The 25,386-nt window shown below is 73.6% G+C and carries 25 protein-coding genes, 1 tRNA gene and 1 riboswitch; of the genes, 21 read left to right on the top strand and 5 right to left on the bottom strand.

Annotated elements, in window-relative coordinates:
- Window positions 1-18: 18 nt before the first annotated feature.
- The 11 genes from ADJ73_RS00540 to ADJ73_RS00490 all read left to right on the top strand — a co-directional run bounded on the left by ADJ73_RS00540 (window position 19) and on the right by ADJ73_RS00490 (window position 11,704).
- On the top strand, window positions 19-942 hold the full coding sequence (locus tag ADJ73_RS00540; RefSeq protein ID WP_050346635.1) for a hypothetical protein: 924 nt from the start codon (window positions 19-21) through the stop codon (window positions 940-942).
- Complete coding sequence (locus ADJ73_RS00535) at window positions 939-1,910, top strand: DUF1839 family protein (protein ID WP_050346634.1); 972 nt, start codon at window positions 939-941, stop codon at window positions 1,908-1,910. Before ADJ73_RS00540 ends, ADJ73_RS00535 begins: the two co-directional genes overlap by 4 nt.
- Window positions 1,907-4,444 (top strand): glycosyl hydrolase 2 galactose-binding domain-containing protein, encoded by a 2,538-nt coding sequence (locus tag ADJ73_RS00530; protein ID WP_050346633.1) that lies wholly within the window; start codon window positions 1,907-1,909, stop codon window positions 4,442-4,444. Before ADJ73_RS00535 ends, ADJ73_RS00530 begins: the two co-directional genes overlap by 4 nt.
- 68 nt (window positions 4,445-4,512) lie before the next feature.
- Window positions 4,513-5,046 carry a hypothetical protein gene (locus tag ADJ73_RS00525; protein WP_156188047.1) on the top strand — a complete coding sequence of 178 codons (534 nt, stop codon included), beginning with the start codon at window positions 4,513-4,515 and terminating at the stop codon, window positions 5,044-5,046.
- A 10-nt stretch (window positions 5,047-5,056) separates the two neighbouring features.
- Window positions 5,057-5,740 carry a MazG family protein gene (locus ADJ73_RS00520; protein ID WP_050346631.1) on the top strand — a complete coding sequence of 228 codons (684 nt, stop codon included), beginning with the start codon at window positions 5,057-5,059 and terminating at the stop codon, window positions 5,738-5,740.
- Window positions 5,741-5,909: 169 nt separating this feature from the next.
- Window positions 5,910-7,199 (top strand): phosphopyruvate hydratase, encoded by a 1,290-nt coding sequence (gene eno / locus ADJ73_RS00515; RefSeq protein WP_050346630.1) that lies wholly within the window; start codon window positions 5,910-5,912, stop codon window positions 7,197-7,199.
- A gap of 205 nt (window positions 7,200-7,404) precedes the next feature.
- Entirely contained in the window at window positions 7,405-7,914 is a 510-nt protein-coding gene (locus tag ADJ73_RS00510; RefSeq protein WP_050346629.1) for an FtsB family cell division protein, read from the top strand.
- Window positions 7,915-8,008: 94 nt separating this feature from the next.
- Window positions 8,009-8,548: a DUF501 domain-containing protein gene (locus ADJ73_RS00505; protein ID WP_050346628.1), complete on the top strand. Its 540-nt coding sequence runs from the start codon at window positions 8,009-8,011 to the stop codon at window positions 8,546-8,548.
- Window positions 8,545-9,510, top strand: coding sequence for a Ppx/GppA phosphatase family protein (locus tag ADJ73_RS00500; protein ID WP_050346627.1), 966 nt, complete (start codon window positions 8,545-8,547; stop codon window positions 9,508-9,510). The genes ADJ73_RS00505 and ADJ73_RS00500 overlap by 4 nt, the downstream gene beginning before the upstream one ends.
- Window positions 9,511-9,584: 74 nt before the next feature.
- Window positions 9,585-9,716: riboswitch (FMN riboswitch) on the top strand.
- 119 nt (window positions 9,717-9,835) lie between these two features.
- The gene (locus ADJ73_RS00495) at window positions 9,836-10,615 is read left to right on the top strand and encodes an ABC transporter permease (RefSeq protein WP_156188046.1); all 780 of its coding nucleotides are present in this window, start codon (window positions 9,836-9,838) and stop codon (window positions 10,613-10,615) included.
- Window positions 10,616-10,654: 39 nt separating this feature from the next.
- Entirely contained in the window at window positions 10,655-11,704 is a 1,050-nt protein-coding gene (locus ADJ73_RS00490) for an ABC transporter substrate-binding protein (RefSeq protein ID WP_050346626.1), read from the top strand.
- A 106-nt stretch (window positions 11,705-11,810) separates the two neighbouring features.
- Here the strand turns inward: ADJ73_RS00490 and ADJ73_RS00485 are convergent, their stop codons facing one another.
- The gene (locus tag ADJ73_RS00485; RefSeq protein WP_050346625.1) at window positions 11,811-12,713 is read right to left on the bottom strand and encodes a hypothetical protein; all 903 of its coding nucleotides are present in this window, start codon (window positions 12,711-12,713) and stop codon (window positions 11,811-11,813) included.
- Between the two features lie 452 nt (window positions 12,714-13,165).
- Between ADJ73_RS00485 and ADJ73_RS00480 the strand changes: the two genes are divergently transcribed.
- From ADJ73_RS00480 to ADJ73_RS00465, 4 genes are all read left to right on the top strand, one after another.
- Complete coding sequence (locus ADJ73_RS00480; protein ID WP_050346624.1) at window positions 13,166-13,498, top strand: PadR family transcriptional regulator; 333 nt, start codon at window positions 13,166-13,168, stop codon at window positions 13,496-13,498.
- Window positions 13,495-14,139 carry a hypothetical protein gene (locus ADJ73_RS00475; RefSeq protein WP_050346623.1) on the top strand — a complete coding sequence of 215 codons (645 nt, stop codon included), beginning with the start codon at window positions 13,495-13,497 and terminating at the stop codon, window positions 14,137-14,139. Before ADJ73_RS00480 ends, ADJ73_RS00475 begins: the two co-directional genes overlap by 4 nt.
- A complete protein-coding gene (locus ADJ73_RS00470) occupies window positions 14,136-14,585 on the top strand; it encodes a hypothetical protein (protein ID WP_050346622.1) in 450 nt (149 codons plus the stop codon). Before ADJ73_RS00475 ends, ADJ73_RS00470 begins: the two co-directional genes overlap by 4 nt.
- Window positions 14,586-14,722: 137 nt before the next feature.
- Window positions 14,723-15,550, top strand: a complete 828-nt coding sequence (locus ADJ73_RS00465; protein WP_050346621.1) for a uracil-DNA glycosylase — start codon at window positions 14,723-14,725, stop codon at window positions 15,548-15,550.
- Between the two features lie 39 nt (window positions 15,551-15,589).
- Here the strand turns inward: ADJ73_RS00465 and ADJ73_RS00460 are convergent, their stop codons facing one another.
- Complete coding sequence (locus tag ADJ73_RS00460) at window positions 15,590-17,011, bottom strand: tyrosine phenol-lyase (RefSeq protein ID WP_050346620.1); 1,422 nt, start codon at window positions 17,009-17,011, stop codon at window positions 15,590-15,592.
- A 370-nt stretch (window positions 17,012-17,381) separates the two neighbouring features.
- On the opposite strand from ADJ73_RS00460, the gene pgi reads away from it, so the two are divergent.
- From pgi to ADJ73_RS00440, 4 genes are all read left to right on the top strand, one after another.
- Window positions 17,382-19,061, top strand: coding sequence for a glucose-6-phosphate isomerase (pgi, locus tag ADJ73_RS00455; protein ID WP_050346619.1), 1,680 nt, complete (start codon window positions 17,382-17,384; stop codon window positions 19,059-19,061).
- 28 nt (window positions 19,062-19,089) lie between these two features.
- Window positions 19,090-19,162, top strand: a tRNA-Leu gene (locus tag ADJ73_RS00450).
- 107 nt (window positions 19,163-19,269) lie between these two features.
- The gene (locus ADJ73_RS00445; protein WP_050349161.1) at window positions 19,270-20,082 is read left to right on the top strand and encodes a Bax inhibitor-1/YccA family protein; all 813 of its coding nucleotides are present in this window, start codon (window positions 19,270-19,272) and stop codon (window positions 20,080-20,082) included.
- A 5-nt stretch (window positions 20,083-20,087) separates the two neighbouring features.
- Window positions 20,088-20,450, top strand: coding sequence for a hypothetical protein (locus tag ADJ73_RS00440; RefSeq protein WP_156188044.1), 363 nt, complete (start codon window positions 20,088-20,090; stop codon window positions 20,448-20,450).
- Here the strand turns inward: ADJ73_RS00440 and ADJ73_RS00435 are convergent.
- Together ADJ73_RS00435 and ADJ73_RS00430 are read right to left on the bottom strand one after the other, a co-directional pair.
- Window positions 20,443-21,666: an acetyl-CoA C-acetyltransferase gene (locus tag ADJ73_RS00435; RefSeq protein ID WP_050346618.1), complete on the bottom strand. Its 1,224-nt coding sequence runs from the start codon at window positions 21,664-21,666 to the stop codon at window positions 20,443-20,445. The two genes, ADJ73_RS00440 and ADJ73_RS00435, sit on opposite strands and share 8 nt — an antisense overlap.
- A gap of 20 nt (window positions 21,667-21,686) precedes the next feature.
- The gene (locus ADJ73_RS00430) at window positions 21,687-22,694 is read right to left on the bottom strand and encodes an SGNH/GDSL hydrolase family protein (RefSeq protein WP_253272623.1); all 1,008 of its coding nucleotides are present in this window, start codon (window positions 22,692-22,694) and stop codon (window positions 21,687-21,689) included.
- Between the two features lie 289 nt (window positions 22,695-22,983).
- Here ADJ73_RS00430 and ADJ73_RS00425 point away from each other — a divergent pair, with 289 nt between their 5' ends.
- Window positions 22,984-23,508 carry a hypothetical protein gene (locus ADJ73_RS00425; RefSeq protein WP_050346617.1) on the top strand — a complete coding sequence of 175 codons (525 nt, stop codon included), beginning with the start codon at window positions 22,984-22,986 and terminating at the stop codon, window positions 23,506-23,508.
- Window positions 23,509-23,652: 144 nt separating this feature from the next.
- A complete protein-coding gene (locus ADJ73_RS00420) occupies window positions 23,653-24,435 on the top strand; it encodes an enoyl-CoA hydratase-related protein (protein ID WP_050346616.1) in 783 nt (260 codons plus the stop codon).
- 88 nt (window positions 24,436-24,523) lie between these two features.
- Here ADJ73_RS00420 and ADJ73_RS00415 read toward each other — a convergent pair whose 3' ends face one another.
- Window positions 24,524-25,372 carry a helix-turn-helix domain-containing protein gene (locus ADJ73_RS00415; RefSeq protein ID WP_050346615.1) on the bottom strand — a complete coding sequence of 283 codons (849 nt, stop codon included), beginning with the start codon at window positions 25,370-25,372 and terminating at the stop codon, window positions 24,524-24,526.
- Window positions 25,373-25,386 lie beyond the last annotated feature (14 nt).

The following is a 25,386-nucleotide window of genomic DNA, read 5'->3' as shown; positions in this document are numbered from 1 at the left end:
AGGAAGGACACTGGAGCCATGCCACGCCACGACCGCGAGCTCGCCCTCCGTCAGGACCTGATCGACGCCGGCCACATGGTGGAGCTCCCGCTGCGGGGGCTGTCCGCCTTCACCGGCACCTTCGAGGACGTCCTCGCCGGCGTCGAGCGGCTCGTCCACGAGATGGAGCCGACCGAGGGCGTCATACGCATGTCCTTCCCGCCGCTGCTGACCCAGCCGGTCTTCGAGCGGACCGGCTACCTGGACTCGTTCCCCCAGCTGATCGGGTCGGTGGACGTCTTCACCGGCGACAGCCGGGAGCACAAGGCGATGGTGGCCGCCAAGAACGCCGGCGAGGACTGGACCACGCACCTGACCCCCGCCCGGCTGGACCTGCTGTCCGCGCCCTGCCACCAGACCTACCCGCTGCACGCGGGGACGCGGATCGACCGCGCCCACGTCTACGAGACCGGCAACCGCTGCTTCCGGCACGAGCCGTCGGACGACCCGATGCGCCTGGTGTCCTTCCGGATGCGGGAGAAGGTCTGCATCGGCACCCCGGAGCAGGCGCGGGAGCACCGCGAGCTGGGGCGTCGCGTGGGGCCCGAGCTGCTCACCTCCCTCGGCCTGGAGATCGAGGAGGTGCCGGCCAACGACCCCTTCTTCGGGCGCGCCGCCAAGATCTTCGCCGCCGGTCAGCGCGACGCGGGGCTCAAGGTGGAGTTCGAGTGCAAGGTCTACGGCGCGGACAACCCCGGCGTCGCGCTCGGCTCCTCCAACTACCACAACGACCACTTCGGCCTGGACTTCGACATCACCACCCCCGACGGTGAGCCCGCGCACAGCTCGTGCATCGGCTTCGGGCTCGAGCGGGTCACCGTCGCGCTCTTCGCGACGCACGGCATGGATGTCCCGTCCTGGCCGGCGGAGGTGCGCGGCCGGCTCGGTCTCGACCCGCGATGAGGCTCGACCACCTCGACGCGCGGACCTTCACCCCTCACCGGCTGCACGCCGACGACCGGGTGTGGACCCAGACCAACTGCTACCTCGACATCTGGATCGAGATCGTGGCCGCGCTGGGGGCCGACCCCGAGGCGCTGGGCGTGGTGGCGTTCAGCGGTGGCACGGTCCCCGGCGCCTGGGCCTTCCTCAAGCCGCAGACCGACGACCTCCGCGCGCTCTACGGCCTCGAGGTCGGCGAGATCAACCTGTGGCGCACCGTCGAGGAGCACGTCCTGGAGCACCTCGCCGCGGGCGAGCTCGTGACCGTCGAGTCCGACGCCTGGTGGCTGCCGGACACCGAGGGCGTGTCCTACCGCACCGAGCGCGTCAAGACCACGATCGTGCCGGTCCGGGTGGACCCGCGTGAGCGCACCATGACCTACTTCCACAACAGCGGCCTCTACGCCCTGTCGGGGGAGGACTACGACGGTGCGCTCGCCGTCGAGGGCACCGAGTCGTGCACCCCCCAGCCGTATGTCGAGCGCGTCCGTCTCGCCGAGCCGGTGCCCGGCGGCGCCACGCTGCGGTCGCGGGCCCGCACCCTGGCCCGGGAGCACCTCGCGCGCCGGCCCGCGGACAACCCGGTGGTCGAGCTCGCCGCGTCGGTGCGGGCGCTGCTGCCCTCGTTGCCCGACCGGGGGATGGACTTCTTCCACCGCTACTCCTTCACCTCCACCCGCCAGCTCGGGCTCACCGCGCAGGCGGCCGCCGACGCCAGCCGCTGGCTCGCGCGGGGCGGGGGCCCGGGGGCCGATGAGCTGGACTCTGCGGCAACGGACTTCGACGTCGTCTCCCAGGAGATGAAGAACCTCCAGTTCGCCCTGGCGCGGATCACCGGCGGGCGCCGGCGCGACGTCGAGCCCACCCTGCAGCGCGCCGTCGAGCACTGGGGCCGGGCCGTCGACCGCGCCGCCACCACGCTCGGATGAGCGCCTCGACCGGGGGCGCCGCCCCGCCCATCCGGTGGCACGTCCGCCGGTCCCCGGCGGGTGCCGACCTCGACCCCGCCACCCTGCCCGACGACGGCTGGCTGCCCGCGACCGTCCCCGGCTCGCTCGCGGCCACCCCGCAGGTCGCCGCCACCTACGGCCCGCAGGCGCTGGCCGACGCCGACCACGCCGCGTGGTGGTGGCGCGGCGAGCTGACCCTCGCAGCACCGCTGCCGGACGCCCAGCTCGTGCTCGACCGCCTCACCACCCACGCCGACGTCCACGTCGACGGCATACGGGTCCTGCGCAGCGACAACGCCTTTCGACGGCACGTCGTCGACGTGGGCGACCTCACGGCCGGGCCGCACGAGGTGGCGGTGCGGATCGCGTCGTTCGACGAGACGCCGGTGCCCCGCAGGCCCCGGCCGCGCTGGCGCAGCTCCCTGGTCCCCGATGCCACGCTGCGCTGGCGGCGGACCCCGCTGCTCGGGCGCATCCCCACCTGGGAGGGGGCGCTGCCGCCGGTGGGGATCCTCGGCGCGGTCACGCTGCGCGCCAGACCGCGGGTCGAGGTGGTCGCGCTGCAGACCGGCGCGGAGCAGCGCGGTGAGGGCTGGCTCGGCACACTGTCGCTGCACCTGCGCGCTCAGGCCGGTGCCGAGCCGCTCGACGACACCCGGGTCACGCTCGACGGGGTCGCGCTCCCCGCCTCCTGGTCCCCGGCCGAGGACGGCGTCCAGCACCTGCGCCTGCGCCACGAGGGGCGCCACGCCGCGCTGTGGTGGCCGCACACGCACGGCGAGCCCACCCTGCACCACCTGCGCGTCGAGGTGGCCGGCGAGACCGTGCTGGACCGACGGGTCGGCTGGTCCCGCACCGAGGCTCGCCGCGACGACGGCCGCTTCGCGCTGGTCGTCAACGGCGTCGACGTCTTCGTCCGGGGCGCCGTGTGGACGATGACCGACCCCCGGGGCTGGGTCAGCGACCGCGGGCAGGTCGCCCGGGACCTCGACGCGCTCGCAGGCGCCGGCCTCAACCTCCTGCGGGTCCCCGGGACCGGCACCTACGCCGACGACGTGCTGCGCGAGCTCGCGGCCGAGCGGGGCCTGCTCGTCTGGCAGGACGCCATGCTCGCGACCTTCGACCCGCCGGAGGACCCGGCCTGGCTGGCCGAGCTGGAGGCCGAGCTGGTCGACCAGCTGACGCCCTGGCAGGGGTGGCCGCACCTCGCGGTGGTCTGCGGCGGGACCGAGACCGAGCAGCAACCCACGCTGCTGGGGCTGCCCGCCTCCCGCCGTCGCATGACCGCCGTCCACGACCTGCTCCCGCGCCTCGCGCGCGAGCTGGCGCCGGGCGCCGTCCACGTCACCTCCAGCCCCTCCGGCGGCCCCCGGCCCGTCAGCCTCCAGCACGGGGTCAGCCACTACTTCGGGGTCGGCGCCTACCAGCGACCGCTGGAGGACGCCCGCACCGCGCCGGTGTCCTTCGCCTCGGAGGCGCTGGCGTTCGGCATACCGCCGGAGGCGTCCGGCCTGGACGCCCTGGGAGCCCCCGACGACCGAGGGCCCGGCTCGGACTGGCGGCGCGCCGCGCCCCACGACCGGGGCGCCGGCTGGGACTTCGTGGACGTCACCGACCACTACGTGCCGGCCGTCGCGGACCCCGCCCGGGTCCACGCCGACCGCGACGAGCAGGAGCGCTGGGAGGACCTGCAGCGGCTGGCCGCGACCACCGCCATCACCCAGACCTTTGCCGTGTGGCGCTCCTCGCTCACCCCGACCGCGGGCGGCATCGTCCTCGCCCACCGGGACCTGGCGCCCGGGCCCGGGTGGGGCTTGCTCGACGCCGCGGGCGCCCCCAAGGCCCCGCTGCTGGCGCTGCGGGACGTGCTGGCCCCGGTCGCCCTGCTGCTCGTGGACCGCGGGCTCGACGGCATCGTGCTCGAGGCCGTCAACGACACCTCCGAACCCGTCTCCGGCACGCTCCTCCTGGCCGCGCAGGACCGGCACGGCTCCACCGTCCTCGACGCCACCCGGGAGCTCGCGGTGCCGCCGCGCGGCCGGGTCCAGGTGGAGGTGGAGGAGGAGCTCGGGGGCTTCCGGGACCTCGGGTGGAGCTGGCGATTCGCGCCCGAGCCGGCCTACTCGCTGCTGCGTGCCACCTGGCGCACGGCCCACGGGGACGTCACCGCCGCCCGGCTCCTCGTTCCCGTCCCCACGGGCAGCGCCGAGCCCGACCTCAGCGCCGTGGCCCGGCGCCACGGACCTGCCGTCCACGTCGACGTGACCGCGATCGGCCCCGGGGTCGCGGGCGTCCACGCCCACCTGCCCGGGTGGCGCGCCGACACGGGCTGGTGGCCGCTCGCCCAGGGTGACACCCGCCGGCTGGTGCTGCGCCCCGAGCGCCCCGACAACCCCGACAACCCCGACAAGCCAGACAACCATGGCGGCCCGCGCCCGGCGAGCGTGGTCGTGGCGAGCCTCACCGGCGCCCCGCTGCGGGTGCCGGTCGAGGCGGACCGGGACACCGACTAGGCTGTGCCGCGTGCCCTGCCGCCGCCGAGCGGGTCGGGCTGTCGACAGAAGGCGAAAGGACCCTGAAGGTGCCTGCTTCCCAGCGCGTGCTCACCGGCACGATGGTCGTGGTGGTCGCCGCCACCGGACTCCTCTCCGCGTGCGACGAGCGCGCCGAGTCGCGAGCCGCGGCGATCGTCGACGGTCAGACGATCCTCGAGTCGGATGTGCAGAAGGCCACCCGGGAGTTCAACACGGGGTCCAGCCAGGCGACGCAGCCGGTCCAGCCGTCCAACGTCGTGAGCCTGCTGACCTACGGTCACTTCGTGCTCCCGGCCATGCAGCAGGCCGGCAAGGGCATCTCCGACGACATGGCCAAGAAGTACCTCGACAAGATCGACGACCCGAGCCCGGCCACGCTGGCCTTCGTGAAGTCGGCCGTCGCGCTCAACAACATGGACGACGCGACCCGGACCAAGGTCGCCGAGGAGCTCCGCGGCGCGTCGATCAAGCTCAACCCGCGCTACGGCACCTTCGACCCCAAGGCGCTGGAGATCAAGCCCGAGGCGCGCAACTGGCTGGTCGCCGACGCGACCGCGACCACCGCCCCCGGCGCCCCCTGACCCGCCCGCGATGACCGGCACCGCGCCCGTCGGGCCGACCCCGCGCGGCGCGCGACTCCTCGAGCTGGTCCAGGTCATGGACCGGTTGCGCTCGCCCGGCGGCTGCCCCTGGGACGCCGAGCAGACGCACGAGACGCTGGCGCCGTATGCCGTCGAGGAGGCCCACGAGCTGGCCGACGCGATCGCGTCCGGCGACCGGGCCCACCTCGTGGAGGAGCTCGGGGACGTGCTGCTGCAGGTGGTCTTCCACGCCCGCGTCGGCCAGGAGCACCCCGACACCCCCTTCGACGTCGACGACGTGGCGGCGGGGATCATCGCCAAGCTCGAGCGGCGCCACCCGCACGTCTTCGCCGACACCGTGGTGTCCGGCGCCGCCGACGTGGAGGCCAACTGGGAGACCATCAAGGCCGCGGAGAAGCCCCACCGCTCCGGGGTCCTCGACGGCGTCCCCGCCTCGCTGCCCGCCCTGGCCCTCGCCGGCAAGCTCGCCTCCCGGCTGGAGCGGTCCGGCCGCGGCCACCTGGTCGCTGACGCCGCCGACGCCGCGACCGACGCGACCGGTGCGCCCGGTGAGGACCTGGGCGCGGCGCTGCTGGCCCTGGTGCTGCAGGCCCGCGCCCGGGGCATCGACCCCGAGCAGGCGCTGCGGGCGACCGTCCGCGACGTCGCCGCCGCGGCCGACCGCCCCACCTGAGCGGCGGCCAGGTCGGCACACGGCCCGGCTGCGGGCGCCCGATCGGCATACGGCCCGGACCGTCCACGGGTCGGACGTCGGCTCGGTTCACCCGCCACCGGCGGCGTGCGCCCCCAGGGTCACGGGATAGGCTCGAGACGCACCGTAGACATCGATCAGGAGAGTTCTTGTGGCCAACATCGAAGCAGTAGGCGCACGCGAGATCCTCGACTCGCGCGGCAACCCCACCGTCGAGGTGGAGGTGGCCCTCGAGGACGGCACCATCGCCCGCGCGGCCGTCCCCTCCGGCGCCTCCACCGGCGCCTTCGAGGCCGTGGAGCGGCGCGACGGCGACAAGGGTCGCTACCTGGGCAAGGGCGTCGAGGACGCCGTCAACGCGGTCCTGGACGAGATCGCCCCGCGGGTCCTGGGCTACGAGGCCACCGAGCAGCGCCTCGTCGACGCCGAGATGATCGCCCTCGACGGCACCGACAACAAGGGCTCCCTCGGCGCCAACGCCATCCTGGGCGTCTCGCTCGCCGTGGCCAAGGCCGCCGCCGAGTCCGCCGGCCTGCCGCTGTTCCGCTACGTCGGCGGCCCCAACGCCCACGTCCTGCCGGTCCCGATGATGAACATCCTCAACGGCGGGTCCCACGCGGACTCCAACGTCGACATCCAGGAGTTCATGATCGCCCCCATCGGCGCGCCCTCCTTCAAGGAGGCGCTGCGCTGGGGCGCCGAGGTCTACCACGCCCTCAAGTCCGTGCTCAAGGAGCGCGGCCTGGCCACCGGTCTCGGCGACGAGGGCGGCTTCGCCCCCAACCTCGAGTCCAACCGCGCCGCGCTGGACCTCATCCTCGACGCGATCCGCGCGGCCGGCTACGAGCCCGGCAAGGACATCGCGCTGGCGCTGGACGTCGCGGCCTCGGAGTTCTTCCAGGACGGCTCCTACGCCTTCGAGGGCGGCACCAAGTCGGCCGACGAGATGATCTCCTACTACGCCGAGCTCGTCGCGGCCTACCCGCTGGTGTCGATCGAGGACCCGCTCAACGAGGACGACTGGGAGGGCTGGAAGGCCATCACCGAGCAGCTCGGTGACAAGGTCCAGCTGGTCGGCGACGACCTCTTCGTCACCAACCCCGAGCGCCTCCAGCGCGGCATCGCCAGCGACACCGCCAACGCGCTGCTGGTCAAGGTCAACCAGATCGGCTCGCTCACCGAGACGCTCGACGCGGTCGACCTGGCCCAGCGCAACGGCTACCGCTGCATGATGTCCCACCGCTCCGGCGAGACCGAGGACGTCACCATCGCCGACCTGGCCGTCGCCACCAACTGCGGCCAGATCAAGACCGGCGCCCCGGCCCGCTCCGAGCGCGTGGCTAAGTACAACCAGCTGCTGCGCATCGAGGAGGAGCTCGACGACGCCGCGGTCTACGCCGGTGCGGGCGCGTTCCCGCGGTTCAAGGGCGCCAACGCCTAGTCTGGGGTCCATGCCGTCCAGCAGCTCCCGAGGAGGGACGCCCCGCACCGCGAGGCGTCCCTCCTCCGGTGCTGCCCCCGGGGCGTCGCGGCGACCTGCCGGGGCCTCCGGCCAGGCCCGCCGCCCCGGCACCAGCCCCCGCCGGACCTCCTCGGCCGGCGAGAGCGGGGCCGGTGGAGGCAGCGGAGGCGGTAGCGGCCGGCGGATGCGCCCGGCGACGCTGCGGCGGCTGGCCGGGCTCGCCGCCATCGTCGTGATGCTCGCGATCATGCTGGTGCCGACGCTGCGCCGATACCTCGAGCAGCGCGACCAGATCACGTCGCTGCAGCGGTCCATCGTCGAGCAGCAGCGGCAGGTCCAGGACCTGTCCGCCGAGCGCGCCCGGTGGGACGACCAGGCGTATGTCGAGCAGCAGATCCGCGCCCGGCTGCACTTCGTCAAGCCGGGGGAGACCAGCTACACCGTGCTCGACCCCGACAGCGGTCGCAGCACCTCGGTGGACGCCAAGGTGGTGGGCGTGGACCTCGCGTCGCAGGACCTGCCGTGGTACGGCCAGGTGTGGTCCTCCCTCGACTCCGCCGACCGGCTCGGCGCGGCACCGGGAGCCACGACGTCGCCCGGCTCCACCCCGCACATCCAGAACACCCAGCCCGCACCCGCCACCTCCACCCCGTCCGCGCGGCCGGGCGCGACCAGCCCCACCAGCCGCCGCTGACCACCCCTCGCCGGGCGGACAGCCGCTGCCCCGACGCGCGGCGGGCCCGGCGGCATACGGACCCCACCTCGCGGGTCGGAAGGAGCACCCCGCCGTGACCAGCAGCGAGGCCACCCCGCCCGAGGGGCTCACCCCCGACGACGCCCAGGCCGTGCAGGCGCAGCTGGGCCGGTCCTCCCGCGGCGTCGTCGAGGTCGCCCACCGCTGCCCCTGCGGGCGACCCGACGTGCTGCGCACCCGACCCCGGCTGCCCGACGGCACGCCCTTCCCGACGACCTACTACGCCACCTGCCCGCGGCTCACCGGCGCGCTGTCCACCCTGGAGGCCGCGGGGGTCATGCGCGAGATGACCGCGCGGCTGCAGGACGATGAGCAGCTCGCGGCCGCCCATGCCCAGGCGCACGAGGCCTACCTCGCCGACCGGGCCGAGCTCGGCTCCGTCCCCGAGATCGAGGGCGTCTCCGCCGGGGGGATGCCCACCCGCGTCAAGTGCCTCCACGTCCTCGCCGCCCACGCCCTCGCCGCCGGCCCGGGGGTCAACCCGCTGGGGGACGAGGCGGTGGCGGCGGTGGGGCAGTGGTGGTCCCCGGGCCTGTGCGTCGTCGAGACCGAGGACGGCTGGCAGCGTCGATGAGCCCGGGCGCTGCTCACCGGGTCGCGGCGATCGACTGCGGCACCAACTCGATCCGCCTGCTGGTCGCCGACGTCGACCCGGCCACCCGCGCGATCCACGACGTGACCCGCCGCATGGAGGTGGTGCGGCTGGGCGAGGGCGTCGACCGCACCGGTCGCATCAGCGACGCCGCGATGGCGCGGGCGCTCGCCCGGTGCGAGGAGTATGCCGAGGACTGCCACCGTCTCGGCGTCGAGCGGGCCCGGTTCGTCGCCACCTCGGCGTCGCGGGACGCCAGCAACGCCGCCGACTTCGCGGCCGGGGTGCAGGGGGCGTTCCGTGACCTCGACCTGTCGCCGGAGGTCGTGAGCGGCGCCGAGGAGGCCGAGCTGTCCTTCCTCGGGGCCACCGGGGACCTCGCCGCGGCCGGGGTGCCGGGCCCCTACCTCGTCGTCGACGTCGGCGGCGGCTCCACCGAGCTGGTGCGCGGCACCACCCACGTGGAGGCCGCCCGCTCGGTCGACATGGGCTGCGTGCGCTTCACCGAGCGCCACCTGCACCACGACCCGCCCACCTCCGAGGAGGTCGCCGCGGCGCTCGCCGACGTCGACGCCCACCTCGAGGAGGCCCTCGCCACCGTCCCCCTCGCCGGGGTGCGCACGCTGGTCGGGGTGGCCGGCACCGTCACCACCGTCGCCGCCCACGTCCTGCGGCTGCCGCACTACGACTCCGGGGTCATCCACCTGTCGCAGGCGCGTGCCGAGGAGATCGGGCGCGCCTGCGAGGACCTGGTGCGGATGCCCCGGGAGCAGATCGCCGCGCTCGGCTTCATGCACCCCGGCCGGGTCGACGTCATCGCCGCCGGGGCGCTGCTGTGGGGCCGCGTGGTGGAGCGCGTCGTCGCCGCGGGGGCCGACCCCGTGGTCGTGGTCTCCGAGCGGGACATCCTCGACGGCGTCTGCCTCGGGCTCGCCGCACCCTGAGGGTGACGCCGGTCCGGGCTCGTCCGCCGGACCGCGGCCCGGGACCGCCCGCTCAGCGCCTAGACTGTCGCCAGCACGTGCTCCGGGGTCGGTGCAATTCCGAGCCGGCGGTGACAGTCCGCGACCCGACCACCTCTCGAGGTGGGCGGTTGACCTGGTGAAACTCCAGGACCGACGGTGAAAGTCCGGATGGGAGGCAGCACGCGGCGTCGACGTGGCGTCGGCCGGGACGATCGTCCTGCCCGACCCCGCGCGGGCGCGCGTCCGTCGACCGACGGTGACCCCGGACGCGGCATACGTGGCCTGGAGTCGACCGGAGGTGAGGATGAGCCGCCCACGCAGCCGCGGCCTGCTCGCGCCGCTGGTCCTCGGTGCCGTCCTGCTGGTGGCCTGGCAGCTGACCGTGTCCTTCTCCGGGCTGCCCGGCTTCGTGCTGCCCGGTCCCGGAGAGGTGCTCGCCCGGCTGGCGGGGATGCTCTCCGGGTCGACGGTCTGGCCCTACGTCGGCCTCACGCTCGCCGAGGCCGTCGGCGGCTGCGCCCTCGGCGCCGCCGTCGCGCTGCCGCTCGCCGTGCTCGTCCACCGGTCGAGCTGGGCCAACGCCGCGATCACGCCCTTCCTCGGCGCGACGCAGGCCATCCCCGCCATCGCCCTCGCCCCGCTGCTCGTGCTCTGGGTCGGCTACGGCTTCACCGCGATCGTCACGCTGTGCTCGCTGATGGTGTTCTTCCCGATCCTCATCTCCTCGGTCGTCGGGCTCGTCCACGTGCCCCAGGAGGTCGTCGACGCCGCGCGCATCGACGGCGCGGGCGGCTGGGACCTGCTGCGCCACGTCGAGGCGCCGCTCGCGCTGCCCAACGTCCTCGCCGGGATCCGCAACGGCTTCACCCTGTCCATCACCGGCGCCGTCGTGGGGGAGATGGTCATGGGCGGCCAGGGCCTCGGGACGCTCCTCACCCTGCAGCGCGACGCCGTCGACACGGCAGGGATGTTCGCGGTGATCGGGATGCTCTGTGCCATCGCCGCGACGGCATACGTGCTGCTGCAGGTCGTGGAGCGACGCTCCACCATCGTCGCGGACGTCCGCGACACCCCGCGGGGCTGACCCCCGCCACCCATCCATCCACCGAGAGGACCACCCCCCGTGACCATCAGCCGCCGATCGTTCCTCACGGCCGCCGGACTCGCCTCCGTCGTCGCCCTGTCCGCGTGCGGCGGCGGGGACGGCGCGGTCGTCCGCAGCAGCGGCGCGAGCGCCTCCGCTGGGGGTGGGGGCGGGGGCGGCCGCGCGACGGTGGGCCTCAGCTACATCCCCAACGTGCAGTTCGCGCCGTGGTACATCGGCATTAAGGAGGGCTACTTCAGCCGCCGCGGGGTCGATGTGTCGGTGCGGCACCACGGCACCCAGGAGGGGCTCTTCACCGCGCTGACCTCCGGCCAGGAGGACCTCCTCATCGCCGGCGGCGACGAGCTCGTCGAGGCGCGCGCCAAGGGCCTGGACCTCGTGGCGGTCGCCTCCTACTACCGCACGTACCCCGTCGAGCTGGTCGTGCCCGAGTCCTCGCCCATCCGGACGGCTGCGGACCTGCGAGGACGTCGCCTCGGCGTGCCCGGCCGGTATGGCGCCTCCTGGCTCGGGGCCCTGGCGGCCTTCAAGGACGCGGGGATCTCCGCCGACGACGTATCGGTCACCGAGATCGGCTACACCTCCCAGGCCGCGCTGGCGACCGGCAAGGTCGACGCCGTGACCGGGTTCAGCAACAACGACACGGTGCAGATGCGGCTGGCCGGGCTGAAGGTGCGGTCCGTCCCGCTGACGCGCTCGGGCTCCGTGCCGCTGGTGTCGATCTCGCTGGTGACCACGCGGGCCTACCTCGAGGCGCACCCGGACACCGTGAGGTCGGTCGCCGACGGGATGCTCGACGGCATCCAGACCATGAAGGACGACCCGGACCGGGCGATGAAGGACTCCGCGGCGTTCGTGCCCAACCTGGGGGAGGAGAAGGCCGCCACGACGGCCCGGGCCACCCTGAAGGCCACGACCGCCGTCATGCTCGGGCCGGGCGGCACGGTCACCGGCAAGCTGGTGCCGAGCCAGTGGCAGGCGATGTCGACCTTCATGCGCTCGCAGGGCCTGATCACGCGGGACGTCCCCGCCTCGCAGGCGATGACCACGGAGCTCGTGTCGCGCTGAGCGTCGACGGCCGACGGGACGGCCGCGGGGACGGCCGCCGGGGACGGCCGCCGGGGACGGTCGACGGACTCGCCGGCGTCCCGGTCATGCGCCGCCGGCGTCGCGATCAGCCGCCGCCGGCGGCGCGGTGCTCGGGCCAGGACCAGCGGATCCCGTGCACCCCGGCGGCTGCCGGCTGGTGCACCACGTGGACGTGGTCGCCGCCGGCCAGGGACAGCTCACGGGTCTCGGCGTCCGGCGCGTCCGAGCGGCGGCGGGCGAACTCGTGCACCGTCGTCGGCACGAGCCGGCGGTCGAAGGTGACCTCGAGGACCAGGAGCGGGATCTCCGACAGCGACCACCGGAAGTAGTCGTGGGCGAGGGCGTCGTTGCCGTCCTCGATCTCGACCTCGTGCACCACCGTCTCGCCGGCGGAGAGTCGGCGGTCGAAGTGCAGCTCGGCGACGACGACCCCGGCCGCTCGGTCGCGCACCACGCGACCGAGCCGGCACCCGGCGATCGCCGTGATCCGCACCAGGTCGACGTCGCCGCCCGGGTCGACCCCGTGCGCGATGGCCTGACGGTCGGTGGCGGCGGTCATGCGCAGCGCCATCGTGGTGCGCCGGCTCACCAGGCTGCCCCGGTGGTCCAGCAGGATCCGGTCGTGCGCCCCGAGAATCTCCAGCGGCGGGGTGGCCTGCATCCCGAGCTGCTCGAGCAGGTTGTCGTAGGCCTCGGCGTAGGACACCACAGGCCTTCCCGGCACAGGGCGGTCGTCGGCCTCGTCCACCAGCTGCCGCAGCGACCCGGCCGGCACCGCCAGGATGCGCTCGAGCTCGTCGACGACGGCGAGCGATCGCGGGGACCGGGGCACCCGGTGCCCGTGCTGCCACTGGCTGAGGGTGCTGACGGCCACCGGCAGGCCCACGGCCGCGAGCCGGGCCTGCACCCGGGCGAGCGGGAGCCGGCGTCGCGACAACGCCTCCTCCAGTGCCGCCGCGAAGCGGGAGGTCCCTGCTGGCTGGTCCATCTGCCTCCTCCCGCAGCTCGTGAAGGTTCTCGCCGACGGGGGCACCGGGCCCGTGAATGCCGTGCTGAGAGCCGTGAACGCCCTTCACGGTAGCGCCCCGGCCTGGACGTGGTCTTTCCGGGTCGACGGGCGGGAACCTACGGTGGCACCACCCCAGCACGTCAGGTCGAGAGTGGATCCCCGCGGTACCTCTCGGCCCTCCCAGGGCTCCGGCAGGACGCCGAGCCCGGCCGCCACCCCCTCGGGCGGTCAACGGCGTGCGTTGCGCCCCTGCTCACGGCGCGACGCACGTCGTCCACGTGGGGCGTCGCCGACTGCGATGCCCCGGACGCCCGTCCGGACCGACTCCGCCGCCACGGTCCGGGCGGGCGTTCTTCATATCCCGGTATTCCGCTCTGGACGCTATTGCGCTATCCACGGTAGTCTGCGAACCGAAGAACCAGGAGGTGCACATGGAGACCACCCAGCTGGTCAAGGGGGTGCTCGACCTCGCCGTGCTCGCCGTCGTGGCCCGCGAGGACGGCTACGGCTACGACGTGGTGCGACGCATCCGGGCGGCCGGGCTCGAGGACGTGGGGGAGGCCAGCGTCTACGGCACGCTGCGCCGCCTCTTCGCCGGCGGCGCCCTCACCTCCTACGTCGTCCCGAGCGACGAGGGACCGCACCGCAAGTACTACGGCATCACCAAGGAGGGGCGCGCGACCCTCGAGCGGCAGGGCAAGACGTGGCGCGCCTTCGCCGGGACCATGGAAGACCTGCTCAAGGACGCGGAGGCAGTGGCATGAGTGGCGACACGATCGTGCTGGGAGACAACGAGATCCGGGACTACGTCACCAGGGTCCGGCGGGCGCTGGACGACCTGCGCGCCGACGACCTCGACGAGCTGACCGTTGGGATGGAGGCGGACCTCGCCGAGATCCGTTCGGAGGCAGGCTCGCTCCTCGCGCGCCTGGGCGAGCCGGAGGACTACGCCGTCGAGCTGCGGGCCGCCGCCGGTCTGCCCCCACGATCCGCCGTGGCCTCCCGCATCAGGGGGATGCGGGAGGCCGCGGCTCAGCTGCAGGCGGCGTATGCCGAGACGGTGCAACGGCATACGTGGCTGCGGGCCACCCAGGACTATCTCGTGACGCTGCGGCCGGCGTGGTGGCTGGCGCGGGCGTTCCTGGCCGTGTGGTGCCTCCACGGCATCCTCGGGGTGGGTGCCCCGGTGAGCGTCCTGCTGCTGCTCGTCGCGGTCCCCGTGAGCGTCTGGCTCGGGCTGCGGCGCCGGCAGCGCTCCCACGCCACCGCCGTGACCATGGGGCTGCTCGACACCGTGGGCGTCCTGGTCGCGCTGGTCTTCGCCGGGCAGCTGGTCGACCGGTTCTACGGCTTCCCCGACGACCTGCTGCGGCAGGCGCAGGCGCCGGTGTCGGCGCCGGGGTGAGCAACGACGGGTCGCAGGTCTCCAACGTCTTCGTCTACGACGAGCAGGGTCGGCCGGTGCCGCAGGCGCGGCTCTTCGACGAGGCTGGGCGGCCGCTGGTGGTGCGCCCGGAGGAGGAGCGGGTCGCGCCGGCCGACGAGTACGGCCGGCAGCAGCCCAACGTCGTGCCGCGCGCCGTGGCCGGCGGTGACCCCTGGCACCCCACCCAGGAGGTGTTGGACCGGGGGGAGCAGTCCTGGCGCCCGCCCGCGTCGCTGCCGTCGCTCCTGGCGGAGCAGCCGACGGCCACGATCAGCCCCAGCGCGTCCCCCACGACGACGACGGGTCCGACGCCCCCGACCCCGCCACCGGCGACGAGTCCGACGACTGGCCCGAGTGGCCCCCCCGGCGCGACGACGGCCCCCACGCCCACCGCAAGCCTCTCTTCCGGCCCCGTGCGTCCCTGACCACAGATCGACCGGCCTCGGTCCGATCATCCTGGTGAGCTAACCCCGGCTGATCCGCCTACCGGCGGCCGCTCGATCAGCCTGGTGAAGCAACCCCGGCTGATCCTGCGGCCGCCGGTAGGTGGGAGGGTGGGGGGATGAGTGAGCCGCGACTGCACCCCGGCACGGGCGACCCGCACCCCTCGCCGGTGCCGCCGGGCACCGGATGGCCCGGCGACCCCTCCCGGCCGCGCACCCCGCGCGCCGCCGAACCGGACGACGTGGTGCGGCTGGCCGGGTCGGCCCGGTCGCTGGCGCAGCTGGACGCCCGCGTCGCCGTCTGCCGCGCCTGCCCGCGCCTCGTCGCCTGGCGCGAGACGGTGGCGCGCACCAAGCGGGCGGCGTTCGCGGACCAGCCCTACTGGGGGCGCCCCGCGCCGGGCTGGGGCGACCCGCGGCCGCGGGCACTCATCGTCGGCCTTGCCCCCGCCGCCCACGGCGCCAACCGCACGGGCCGCATCTTCACGGGTGACCGCAGCGGGGACTGGCTGTATGCCGCCCTCCACCGCGCCGGTTTCGCCAACCAGCCGACCAGCGTCCACGCTGCGGACGGCCTCGAGCTGACGGGGATCCGGATCACCGCCCCGGTCCACTGCGCCCCGCCGGACAACGCGCCCACCACTCACGAGAAGGCCACCTGCGCCCCCTGGCTGGACCGCGAGCTGACGCTCGTGGAGCCGGATCTCGTGAGCGTCCTCGCGCTCGGCGGCATCGGGTGGGCGCAGGCGATCAGCGCCGCCCGCCGTCTCGGCTGGACGGTCCCGCGCCCGGCGCCGCGCTTCGGCCACGGCGCCGAGGCCACCCTGGTCACCGCGCGGGGCCGGCAGATCCGCCTGATCGGGTGCTACCACGTGAGCCAGCAGAACACCTTCACCGGCCGGCTGACCGAGGCCATGCTCGACGACGTGGTGAGACGGCTGGTCTGACGCCGCCCCACCACGTCGGGTGGGCCCGCTGGGCGAGCCTCAGTGCGCGAGCGCGTGGTCCTCGCGGGAGCCCTCGGCCACGGGCAGCGGGGAGGCCGGCAGCGGCTCGAACCGCGACGTGAAGAACCGCAGCGTCGGCGGCTCGTAGACGAAGCGCAGCCCCCGGATCGACTCGCGCCGCCGCCATACGGCGATCACCGCGTCGGCCACGACGTCCATGTGGGCGTTGGTGTAGACGCGGCGGGGGATGGTCAGGCGGACCAGCTCGAGCTTGGGCATGTTGTGCTCGCCGGCCTTGTTGCGGCCCGAGGAGACGATGCCGCGCTCCATCGCGCGCACCCCCGACTCGACGAAGATCTCGGCCGCGAGGGACTGGGCCGGCAGCTCCTCCTGCGGCACGTGCGGCAGGAAGGCGCGCGCGTCGAGGAAGACCGCGTGGCCGCCGATGGGCTGCACGACGGGGATGCCCGCCTCGACCAGCCGCTCGCCGAGGTACCGCACCTGCCCGATCCGGTGGGCGAGGTAGTCGTCGTCCAGGGCCTCCCGCAGCCCCACGGCCATGGCCTCCAGGTCGCGACCGGCCAGCCCGCCATACGTCGGCATCCCCTCGTAGACGACCACGAGCTCGCGGGCCTTGACCAGGATCTGCTCGTCGCGCATGGCGAGGAAGCCGCCGATGTTGACCAGGCAGTCCTTCTTGCCCGACATGGTGAGGCCGTCGAAGTGGGACAGCATCTCCTTGGCGATCTCCGCGCAGCTCTTGTGGGCGTAGCCCTCCTCGCGCTGCTGGATGAAGTAGGCGTTCTCGGCCAGCCGCGTCGCGTCGGACCACAGGATGATGTGGTGCCGGTCGCAGACCTCGCGGACCGCCCTGATGTTGGCCAGGGACACGGGCTGGCCGCCCGCCATGTTGACGGTCAGCGCGACGTTGACGTAGGCGATCTGGTCGGCGCCGACCTCGTCGATCAGGGCCTCGAGCTTGGCGATGTCGACGTTGCCCTTGAAGGGGTGGATCGCGGCCGGGTCGTGTGCCTCGTCGATGATCACGTCGTGGAAGGTGCCGCCGACGAGCTCCTGGTGCGCCCGCGTGGTCGTGAAGTACATGTTGCCCGGCACGTGCTGGCCCGGCGTGATGAGGATCTGGGAGATCAGGTGCTCGGCGCCGCGGCCCTGGTGGGTGGGGCAGGTGTAGGGGAAGCCGTAGCACTCCTCGACGGCGTGCCACAGGTTGTCGAAGGAGCGGGCGCCGGCGTAGGCCTCGTCGCCCAGCATCATCGCGCTCCACTGCGCGTCGCTCATCGCGGAGGTGCCGGAGTCGGTCAGCAGGTCGATGTAGCAGTCCTTGCTCCGGAGCAGGAAGGTGTTGTAGCCCGCGTCCCTGATCGCCCGCTCGCGCTCCTCGCGCGTCGTCATGTGCAGCGGCTCGACCATCTTGATGCGGTACGGCTCGGCCTGGACCATGGGTCTCCCTCTCTCCGGTTGTCTGTCCACCCGACTGTGCTCGTGGCTATCAATCTGCGCAACCCAGGGGAGACTCATTGGGCAACCTGCACACAAACCCCGCCCGTATGCCGCCCAGCGCGGCACAACCTGGCCACGCCCCGGGTCCTGGGTCGCCCGACGGCCTCCGGGTTGACCGTTCAAGCGTTGCAGGACCAGCCGCTCGATCGCGGTGCGCAGTGCTCCCACCTGCACATCTGTCCCCACCGGGGTCCCCAGCCGGGGCTCAAGGTGGTTAGATCGGAGGTGTGGCCCCCGGCCACACAGCGATGACAAGGGCGTCCTCGCCGCGCACCACCGACGTCAGACATCACCGCGAGGAAGGTTCGTCATGCCCCACCCTGTCGACCCGACGACGACCGACGCCTGGCAGGCCCTGACCGCCGCCCACGAGCAGCTGCGACCGAACCTGCGCGGCTGGTTCGCCGCCGACCCCGACCGGGCCGCCCGGTTCAGCTTCGACGCCGCGGACCTGCACGTCGACCTGTCCAAGAACCTCCTCGACGAGGAGGTGCTGCGCAGCCTCGTCGCCCTCGGGGAGCAGGTCGGCGTCGTCGAGCGGCGTGAGGCGATGTTCTCCGGCGAGCGGATCAACGTCACCGAGAAGCGCGCCGTGCTGCACACCGCGCTGCGCGCCCCGCGGGGCACCGTCGTGGAGGTCGACGGCCAGGACGTCGTGCCGGAGGTGCACGAGGTGCTCGACAAGGTCTACGCCTTCGCGGACGAGGTGCGCTCGGGCCGCTGGACCGGCGTGACGGGCCGGCGCATCAAGACCGTGGTCAACATCGGCATCGGCGGCTCGGACCTCGGCCCCGTCATGGCCTACGAGGCGCTGAAGCCCTACGGCCAGGAGGGGCTGGAGCTGCGCTTCATCTCCAACATCGACCCCACCGACGTGCACGAGAAGACCGCCTACCTCGACCCCGAGGAGACGCTCTTCATCGTCGCGTCCAAGACCTTCACGACGCTCGAGACGCTGACCAACGCCCGCCTCGCCAAGAAGTGGCTGCTCGACGGTCTGGCCGAGCGCGGCGCCATCCGTGAGGGTGACAGCGACCAGGCGCTGTCGGCGATCGCGCAGCACTTCGTCGCCGTCTCCACGGCGCTGGACAAGGTTGCGGAGTTCGGGATCAACCCCGCCAACGCCTTCGGCTTCTGGGACTGGGTGGGCGGCCGCTACTCCGTCGACTCGGCGATCGGCACCTCCCTCGTGGTCGCCATCGGGCCGGAGCGGTTCGCGGAGCTCCTCGCCGGGATGCACGCGATGGACGAGCACTTCCGCACCACCCCGCTGGAGCGCAACGTGCCCGCGCTCATGGGCCTGCTCAACATCTGGAACGTCAACTTCCTCGGCGCCGAGACGCACGCCGTGCTGCCCTACGCGCAGTACCTCCACCGGTTCCCGGCATACCTGCAGCAGCTGACCATGGAGTCCAACGGCAAGGGGGTCCGCTACGACGGCAGCCCGGTCACCTGCGACACCGGCGAGGTCTTCTGGGGCGAGCCCGGCACCAACGGCCAGCACGCGTTCTACCAGCTGATCCACCAGGGCACCCGGCTGGTCCCGGCCGACTTCATCGCGTTCGCCAACCCCAGCCACCCGCTGCAGGACGGCGCGCAGGACGTGCACGAGCTCTTCCTCGCCAACTTCCTCGCCCAGACCGCGGCCCTGGCCTTCGGCAAGACCGCCGAGGAGGTGCGCGCCGAGGGCACCGAGGAGGCGCTGGTCAGCGCGCGTGTCTTCTCCGGCAACCGCCCCACCACCTCGATCATGGCGCCCTCGCTGACGCCGTCGACGCTGGGGCAGCTGATCGCGCTCTACGAGCACATCACCTTCGTCCAGGGCGTCGTGTGGGGCATCGACTCCTTCGACCAGTGGGGCGTCGAGCTCGGCAAGAAGCTCGCCAAGGAGGTGGGCCCGGCCATCGAGGGCGACCAGGAGGCGCTCGCGCAGCAGGACCCCTCGACCCGCGCGCTGATCGACTACTACCGGGCTCACCGCTCCCGCTGAGGTCCGGCCCGGCACCTATCCTGGCGGTGCCCTCGTAGCCCAACGGCAGAGGCAGGCCACTTAAAATGGCTCGAGTGCGGGTTCGACTCCCGTCGGGGGCACCGCCGCGCTCGCCCCGCCTGTCGGGAACATTTCAGGTCGCTGTGGCGTCATGCTGGACGAGACCGTCGCCGTGAGCGTGACGGCCCGATCACTGGGAGACACCACGATGAGCAACCCGATCTTCGACCGCGTCGACCGGGAGGCACAGCGCGGCTACGCAGGTTTTGGCCAGCAGCAGCGCGTGCCCGACCTGTCCGCCGGGCAGCTGCAGGACATGTATGCCGCCCCCTCGGTCACCCCCACGCACGAGCGCCGGGTGACCCTCGACGACGTCATGATGAAGGCGCTGCTGCTGTTCGGCATCCTCCTCGGCGTCGGCGCCGTCAGCTGGTACGCCTCGGCCCTCATGCCGGGCACCAGCGTCGTCCTGCTCTTCGGCGGCATGATCGGGACCCTGATCCTCGGTTTCGTCATCGCCTTCAAGAAGGTCATCAGCGTCCCCCTCATCGTCACCTACGCCGTGCTGGAGGGCGCCTTCGTCGGGGCCGTCAGCCAGGCCTTCGAGCGCGCCTACCAGGGCGCGGTCCCCACCGCGGTGATCGCGACGCTGTGCGTCTTCGGCGCCATGTTCGCCGGCTGGAAGGGTGGCTTCATCAAGGTCACCGACAAGTTCCGCCGCATGATGGGCATGGCCCTGCTTGGCTACGCGATCTTCGCGCTGATCAACCTCGGGGCCGCGCTGCTCGGCGTCGGCGGCGGCTGGGGCTTCGGCGGCAGCGGCCCGATCGGCATCGCGATCTCGCTCTTCGCCACGGGCCTCGCGGCCTTCACCCTGGCCCTGGACTTCGACTCCATCGACAACGCCGTCCGCTCCGGCGCCCCCGAGAAGTACTCCTGGCTGCTCGCGCACGGTCTCGTCGTGACGGTCGTGTGGCTCTACATCGAGATGCTGCGCCTCGTCGGGCGCTTCCGCGACTGAGTCGTATGCCGCCCGCCCGTCTGCCCGACGAGGTCCGGGTCGAGCTGGAGCGCGTGCTCCGGCGGTGGCAGCAGCTGCCGCTCGACCACGCGCTCCGCGCGTCCGGGGACGTCCGCGCGCTCGCGCAGGCGCTCGCCGACGAGGTGGCGGACGCCGAGGGCCGGCCCCGCGAGGCGCTGCCCGAGCTGGGGCCGGCGACCCTGCTGCACCAGCTCCAAGTCTGCGTCTACGACGCCGCCCGGCACGAGGCTCTCCGGGACGACGCCGCCTCGCACGACACCGCCCGCCTGAGCCCCGAGGGGCAGCAGGCGGGCGGCATACGGGAGCTCGCGCAGCGGCTGGCGCAGCTGCGGCGCGCGGTCAGCTGAGGCGCTCGTAGATGATGGCCATGCCCTGGCCACCGCCGACGCACATCGTCTCCAGGCCGAAGGTCGCGTCGCGGGTCTGCAGCGAGTGCAGCAGCGTCGTCGTGATGCGGGCGCCCGTCGAGCCGAAGGGGTGACCCAGCGCGATCGCGCCCCCGTGGACGTTGAGCTTGTCGAGGTCCATCCCGAGGTCGTCGGCGCTCGGCAGCACCTGCGCCGCGAAGGCCTCGTTGATCTCGTAGAGGTCCATGTCGCCGATGGTCATGCCGGCGCGGGCGAGGGCCTGGCGGGAGGCCTCGACCGGGCCGAGGCCCATGATCTCGGGGGAGAGGGCGCTGACGCCCGTCGAGACGATGCGGGCCAGCGGGGTGATGCCGAGCTCCTTGGCCTTGTCCGCGGCCATGACGACCACCGCGGCCGCCCCGTCGTTGAGGGGGCAGCAGTTGCCGGCGGTGATGGTGCCCTGCTCGCGGAAGACGGGCTGCAGCGTCTGCACCTTGTCCAGCGTGACGCCGGCGCGGGGGCCGTCGTCGGTGTCGACCACGGTGCCGTCCGGCAGCGTGACCGGCGTGATCTCCTCGGCGAAGAAGCCGCTGCGGATGGCCTCCTCGGCGAGGTTCTGGGAGCGCACGCCCCACTCGTCCTGCCGCTCGCGGGAGATGCCGCGCAGGGTGGCGACGTTCTCGGCGGTCTGGCCCATCGACAGGTAGATGTCCGGCAGCAGCCCCTCCTCGCGCGGGTCGCTCCACGTGGTGTTGTCCGCCGCGATGCGCTGCATGCGCTCCTCCGCGGACCGGAAGCGGGGGTTCTTGGTGTCGTCGGCGGACCCGCCGGCGCCCGCGAAGTCCTTGTAGCGCGAGACGCACTCGACCCCGCCGGAGACGAAGACCTCGCCCTCGCCGGCCCGGATCGCGTGGAAGGCCATGCGGGTGGTCTGGACCGAGCTCGCGCAGAACCGGTTGACCGTGGCGGCGGGCACGTGGTCGAGGTCGGCCAGGATGGCCACGACCCGCGCCATGTTGGCGCCGTGCTCCCCGGACGGCTCGGCGCAGCCGAGGTAGAGGTCGTCGATGAGCGAGCGGTCTAGGCCCGGCACCTTGTCGAGCGCGGCACGCACGACGTGGGCGGCGAGGTCGTCCGGGCGGACATCCTTGAGCGAGCCCTTGAAGGCCCGCCCGATCGGGGTCCGGGCGGTCGAGACGATGACGGCGTCCTTCATGGCACTCCTTCGTGACGTGGTTACTGCCCAGTATGCCGTGAGGTGCGGGGCCGACGCATGCCGGCGACGTCGGGGTGGCGCAACCGGCGCAGCACGGCCCGCCGGGTGCTGGTCGCGACGGAGCGGTCGGCCGCGCTGACCTCCGTGCCCGGGTGGGCGACGGCGTGCACCGCGGCGACGTGCAACGGGCCCACACCCTCGCCGCGGGCGTGCTCGAGAGGTCGGTCCGACTCCGGCCAGAGCCCCAGGGTGGCGGCGACCGACGGGAGGATGGCCGAGGCGGCGCGGGCATAGCCGGCCGCCGAGGGGTGGAACTGGTCCTTGGAGAACATCAGCGCCGGCTCGGCGAGGAAGTCGGGGCCGATGAGGTCCCCCAGGCTGACGGTGCGGGCGCCGGCCTCCACGGCGGCGACGGTCTGGGCCGCCGCCAGGTCGCGCGACCAGCGGCTCACCAGCCACCGCAACGGCTGCGGCAGCGGCTCCACCGTGCCGAGGTCCGGGCAGGTCCCCACGATGACCGTGGCGTCGGTGCCCTGCAGGCGGCGGATGGCGTCGGCGAGGAAGCCCACGGCCTCGGCGACGTCCTTGCGGTGGGTGACGTCGTTGCCGCCGACGATCACGACGACCACGTCGGGCGCCGGCGCCCGCTGCAGCAGGTCGTCGACCTGGGCGTCCAGGTCGCAGGACTCCGAGCCCACCACGGCGGCGTTGGTCAGCCGCACGGGCCGGCCGGCGATGGCGGAGATGCCGTGCGCGAGGGTCGCGCCGATGGTCTGGCGTCGGTGGTCCACCCCGAGCCCCGCGGCCAGCGAGTCCCCGAGGATGCCCAGCTCGATCGGGTCGCCGAGGCCGGCGCCATACACGTCCGAGTCCGGGGGTGCGCTCTCGAAGGGCTTGCCGACGATCCTGCGGACCATCCGGGCCTCGGCCTTGAGCAGGCCGTAGCTCGCAGCCCCGAGACCCGCCGCGCCCACGAGGCCGTAGCCCCCGCCGCGCGCCATACGCGCCATCACGCTCAGCGTCCCCACCTCGCTCTCGACCGTGCTGCTGCCTGACCCTGAGCCTAACGAGCCGACCGGTGCGAGGGTGCCCGCGCCGAGCCGGGACCCGACACCGGTGGTCGATGGGTCCGCGCCAGAGTGCCCAGGGGACAACGAGACTCGGCTACTTGTCGGGAATGCGCAGGTGGCATCGGCTCGCTGCCCCGAGTTTCGCTCGTGTTCATGTCGAGGTGGCCGCCGGGATGCTCGGGCCGAGTCGAATGAAGCCTCGCAACGTCCGGCCCTCGGGGGGACCGGCGCCATCCAGGAGGCCCGTGTGAGCACCGCAGGACGCGGCAGCGGCGTCACGGCCCTGCCCGGGTGGTGGAGCTCCGTGCACCAGGCGGAGCAGCAGGCGCTGCAGAGCCTGCGCGGCAGCGACGTGCGCACCGCCTGCACCCACGTGACCGACGGGATCGCGCTGGTCACCGTCGAGCTCGGGCCCGGCCAGCCGTCCCCGGGGACGCAGCATGGGCACGACCGGTGGGCCACCCTGGCGCGGGACGCCGTGGCCGACCACCAGGCGCACTTCGGGGGGAGGCTGTTCGTCTTCCAGGGCCAGTGCGAGCTCACCGGATCCCTCAGCGCGGCCGACGTGATCGAGCGCACCGTCATCGACGAGCTCGTGGTCCCCGGGCACCCCGGGCGGATCCCCGGCACCGCCCGGGTCGAGGGGCTGGACTTCGTCCGGCCGGTGTTCCGCCAGGGGAGCGTGGTGCTGACGCTGCGGCCCACCGGCCCCGGGGTGTTCCAACCCTTCGAGCGGGCCCGCTCCGCAGGCGTGCTGCGGCCGACCATCTGAGGGCGTGCCCTGCGCGCCGCGCCCTGCGCGGCGTGACCGCTCGGGGCACCCGGACCGCCGACGGGCGTCCGAAGGGTGGGTGTGGCCTGGTCCGCCCCGGACCGGGTTGCCAGACTGCCGGGACACGCCCGATCGAGGGGATCCATGGCAGCCGAGCTCGTGCGCACCGACCGCACCGGCGCCGTCACGACGGTGACGATGACCAACCCGAGACAGCGGAATGCGCTCTCCATCGACATAATCCGCGCCCTGCGCGACGCCCTCGCCGAGGTGGGTGGCACCGACACCCTCGCCGTGGTGCTGGCGGCGGAGGGGCCCGTCTTCAGCGCCGGGCACGACTTCCGCGACATGGCGGGGGCGACGACCGGGTCGGTCACCGCCCTCTTCGAGCTGTGCACGTCGCTGATGGACACGGTCCAGGCGATGCCGCAGCCCGTGATCGCCCGGGTCCACGCCCTCGCTACGGCCGCCGGGTGCCAGCTCGTCGCGACCTGCGACCTGGCGGTGGCCGCCGAGACGGCGGGCTTCGCGCTGCCGGGGGGACGCGGCGGGCTCTTCTGCCACACGCCGCTCGTCGCGGTGGCGCGCAACGTCGGCCGCAAGCGGGCCCTGGAGATGGCGCTGTCCGGCGACGTCGTGGATGCCGCCACGGCCCTCGAGTGGGGGCTGGTCAACATGGTGGTCCCCGACGACGAGCTCGACGAGGCCGTGGCCGCCCTCGTGGCGCGGGTGACCCGGGGCAGCGCCGCGCAGCGGGCGGCCGGCAAGCGGCTGTTCTACGCCCAGGTCGGACGGGACCAGGCGGAGGCCTACGCGCTGGCGATCGCCGCGATGGCGGACGGCGCCGTCGGGGCCGACGGGCAGGAGGGGATGGCGGCCTTCCTCGAGAAGCGGGCGCCCAGGTTCACCAGCACCCCGCAGGGCTGATCGGGGAACGCTGGGTGCGTATGGCGCCATTGCGGTTCCCCGATCCTGGGCGTGTCCCGGTCAGCCCACTCGACCCGGTCGGCCGCCCTCACGCCCCGGTCCGCTGCAGCGTGGCGAACTCTCGAGGCGAGTAGCCCGTCGCCGTCCGGAAGTCGCGCGAGAAGTGCGCCTGGTCGGCATAGCCCAGGTCCGCGGCCACGTCGGCGAGGCTGCCGACCTGCTGCCGCAACCGGTCCGCCGCCTCGTGCAGGCGGCGACGACGGACGAGCCACAGCGGGCTCAGCCCCAGTCGGCGCGAGGTCAGCCGCTGGAGAGACCGCTCGGACAGTCCCAGCCGCTCGCACAACGACGTCACCGTGAGCACCGAGCCGTCCTCCTCGACCGTGCGCACGACCTCGTTCACGAGGCGGTCCTCCGGTCCGAGCGGGCCGAGGCGGGCGACCCGGTCCTCCACCAGCGTGCGGCCGGCGGCGTGGGCAGCCTCGTCGCCGGGGTCCTCGCTCATCACCGCTCGCAGGAGCCCCGGCAGGTCGCGGAGCAGCGGGACGGTGGCGAGGTCGGCATACCGGTCGGTGATCCCGCGGACCGGACCGCCGAGGAGCGGCTGCCCGGCCGCGGGCGCGAGCTTCACGCCGAACGCCCACCCGCGGCCCTCCAGCACCGTGGTCGACAGGCCTCGCTGCGGACCGACGAACCGCGCATAGGTGGGCGTGACGACGGCGAGGGTGACGGGGTACTGCAGGACCTTCTGGACGCGGCCACGTTGGTCGGGGACGTCCCACACGGGCACCCAGTAGCGCCGGATCCAGCCGGTCAGCTCGTCCGGCGGCAGGTGGCGGCTGATCTCGAAGGTGTCGTCGGACGGGTCCCGCAGGTGCGCCCGCTCGATGTCGTCGGGTGCCCGGCCAGGCTGTCGGGAATCCTCAAGACCGCCCATGGCCGCCGAGCCTA

The sequence above is a fragment of the Arsenicicoccus sp. oral taxon 190 genome (assembly GCF_001189535.1).
In the GTDB taxonomy this organism is placed as follows: Bacteria; Actinomycetota; Actinomycetes; order Actinomycetales; family Dermatophilaceae; genus Arsenicicoccus.
The sequence above is the reverse complement of the archived record's forward strand: the minus strand, read 5'-3'. Positions and strand labels throughout refer to the sequence as shown.

Bases quoted from the DNA above. Each gene is read 5' to 3' on its own strand.
- ADJ73_RS00485 (WP_050346625.1), bottom strand. From the start codon at position 12,713: ATGGACCAGCCAGCAGGGACCTCCCGCTTCGCGGCGGCACTGGAGGAG.
- ADJ73_RS00460 (WP_050346620.1), bottom strand. From the start codon at position 17,011: ATGGTCCAGGCCGAGCCGTACCGCATCAAGATGGTCGAGCCGCTGCAC.
- ADJ73_RS00420 (WP_050346616.1), top strand. From the start codon at position 23,653: ATGGCAGCCGAGCTCGTGCGCACCGACCGCACCGGCGCCGTCACGACG.
- ADJ73_RS00440 (WP_156188044.1), top strand. From the start codon at position 20,088: ATGCCGCCCGCCCGTCTGCCCGACGAGGTCCGGGTCGAGCTGGAGCGC.
- ADJ73_RS00445 (WP_050349161.1), top strand. From the start codon at position 19,270: ATGAGCAACCCGATCTTCGACCGCGTCGACCGGGAGGCACAGCGCGGC.
- pgi (WP_050346619.1), top strand. From the start codon at position 17,382: ATGCCCCACCCTGTCGACCCGACGACGACCGACGCCTGGCAGGCCCTG.
- ADJ73_RS00530 (WP_050346633.1), top strand. From the start codon at position 1,907: ATGAGCGCCTCGACCGGGGGCGCCGCCCCGCCCATCCGGTGGCACGTC.
- ADJ73_RS00535 (WP_050346634.1), top strand. From the start codon at position 939: ATGAGGCTCGACCACCTCGACGCGCGGACCTTCACCCCTCACCGGCTG.
- ADJ73_RS00510 (WP_050346629.1), top strand. From the start codon at position 7,405: ATGCGCCCGGCGACGCTGCGGCGGCTGGCCGGGCTCGCCGCCATCGTC.
- ADJ73_RS00475 (WP_050346623.1), top strand. From the start codon at position 13,495: ATGAGTGGCGACACGATCGTGCTGGGAGACAACGAGATCCGGGACTAC.
- ADJ73_RS00480 (WP_050346624.1), top strand. From the start codon at position 13,166: ATGGAGACCACCCAGCTGGTCAAGGGGGTGCTCGACCTCGCCGTGCTC.
- ADJ73_RS00435 (WP_050346618.1), bottom strand. From the start codon at position 21,666: ATGAAGGACGCCGTCATCGTCTCGACCGCCCGGACCCCGATCGGGCGG.
- ADJ73_RS00500 (WP_050346627.1), top strand. From the start codon at position 8,545: ATGAGCCCGGGCGCTGCTCACCGGGTCGCGGCGATCGACTGCGGCACC.
- ADJ73_RS00415 (WP_050346615.1), bottom strand. From the start codon at position 25,372: ATGGGCGGTCTTGAGGATTCCCGACAGCCTGGCCGGGCACCCGACGAC.
- ADJ73_RS00520 (WP_050346631.1), top strand. From the start codon at position 5,057: ATGACCGGCACCGCGCCCGTCGGGCCGACCCCGCGCGGCGCGCGACTC.
- ADJ73_RS00465 (WP_050346621.1), top strand. From the start codon at position 14,723: ATGAGTGAGCCGCGACTGCACCCCGGCACGGGCGACCCGCACCCCTCG.
- ADJ73_RS00540 (WP_050346635.1), top strand. From the start codon at position 19: ATGCCACGCCACGACCGCGAGCTCGCCCTCCGTCAGGACCTGATCGAC.
- ADJ73_RS00495 (WP_156188046.1), top strand. From the start codon at position 9,836: ATGAGCCGCCCACGCAGCCGCGGCCTGCTCGCGCCGCTGGTCCTCGGT.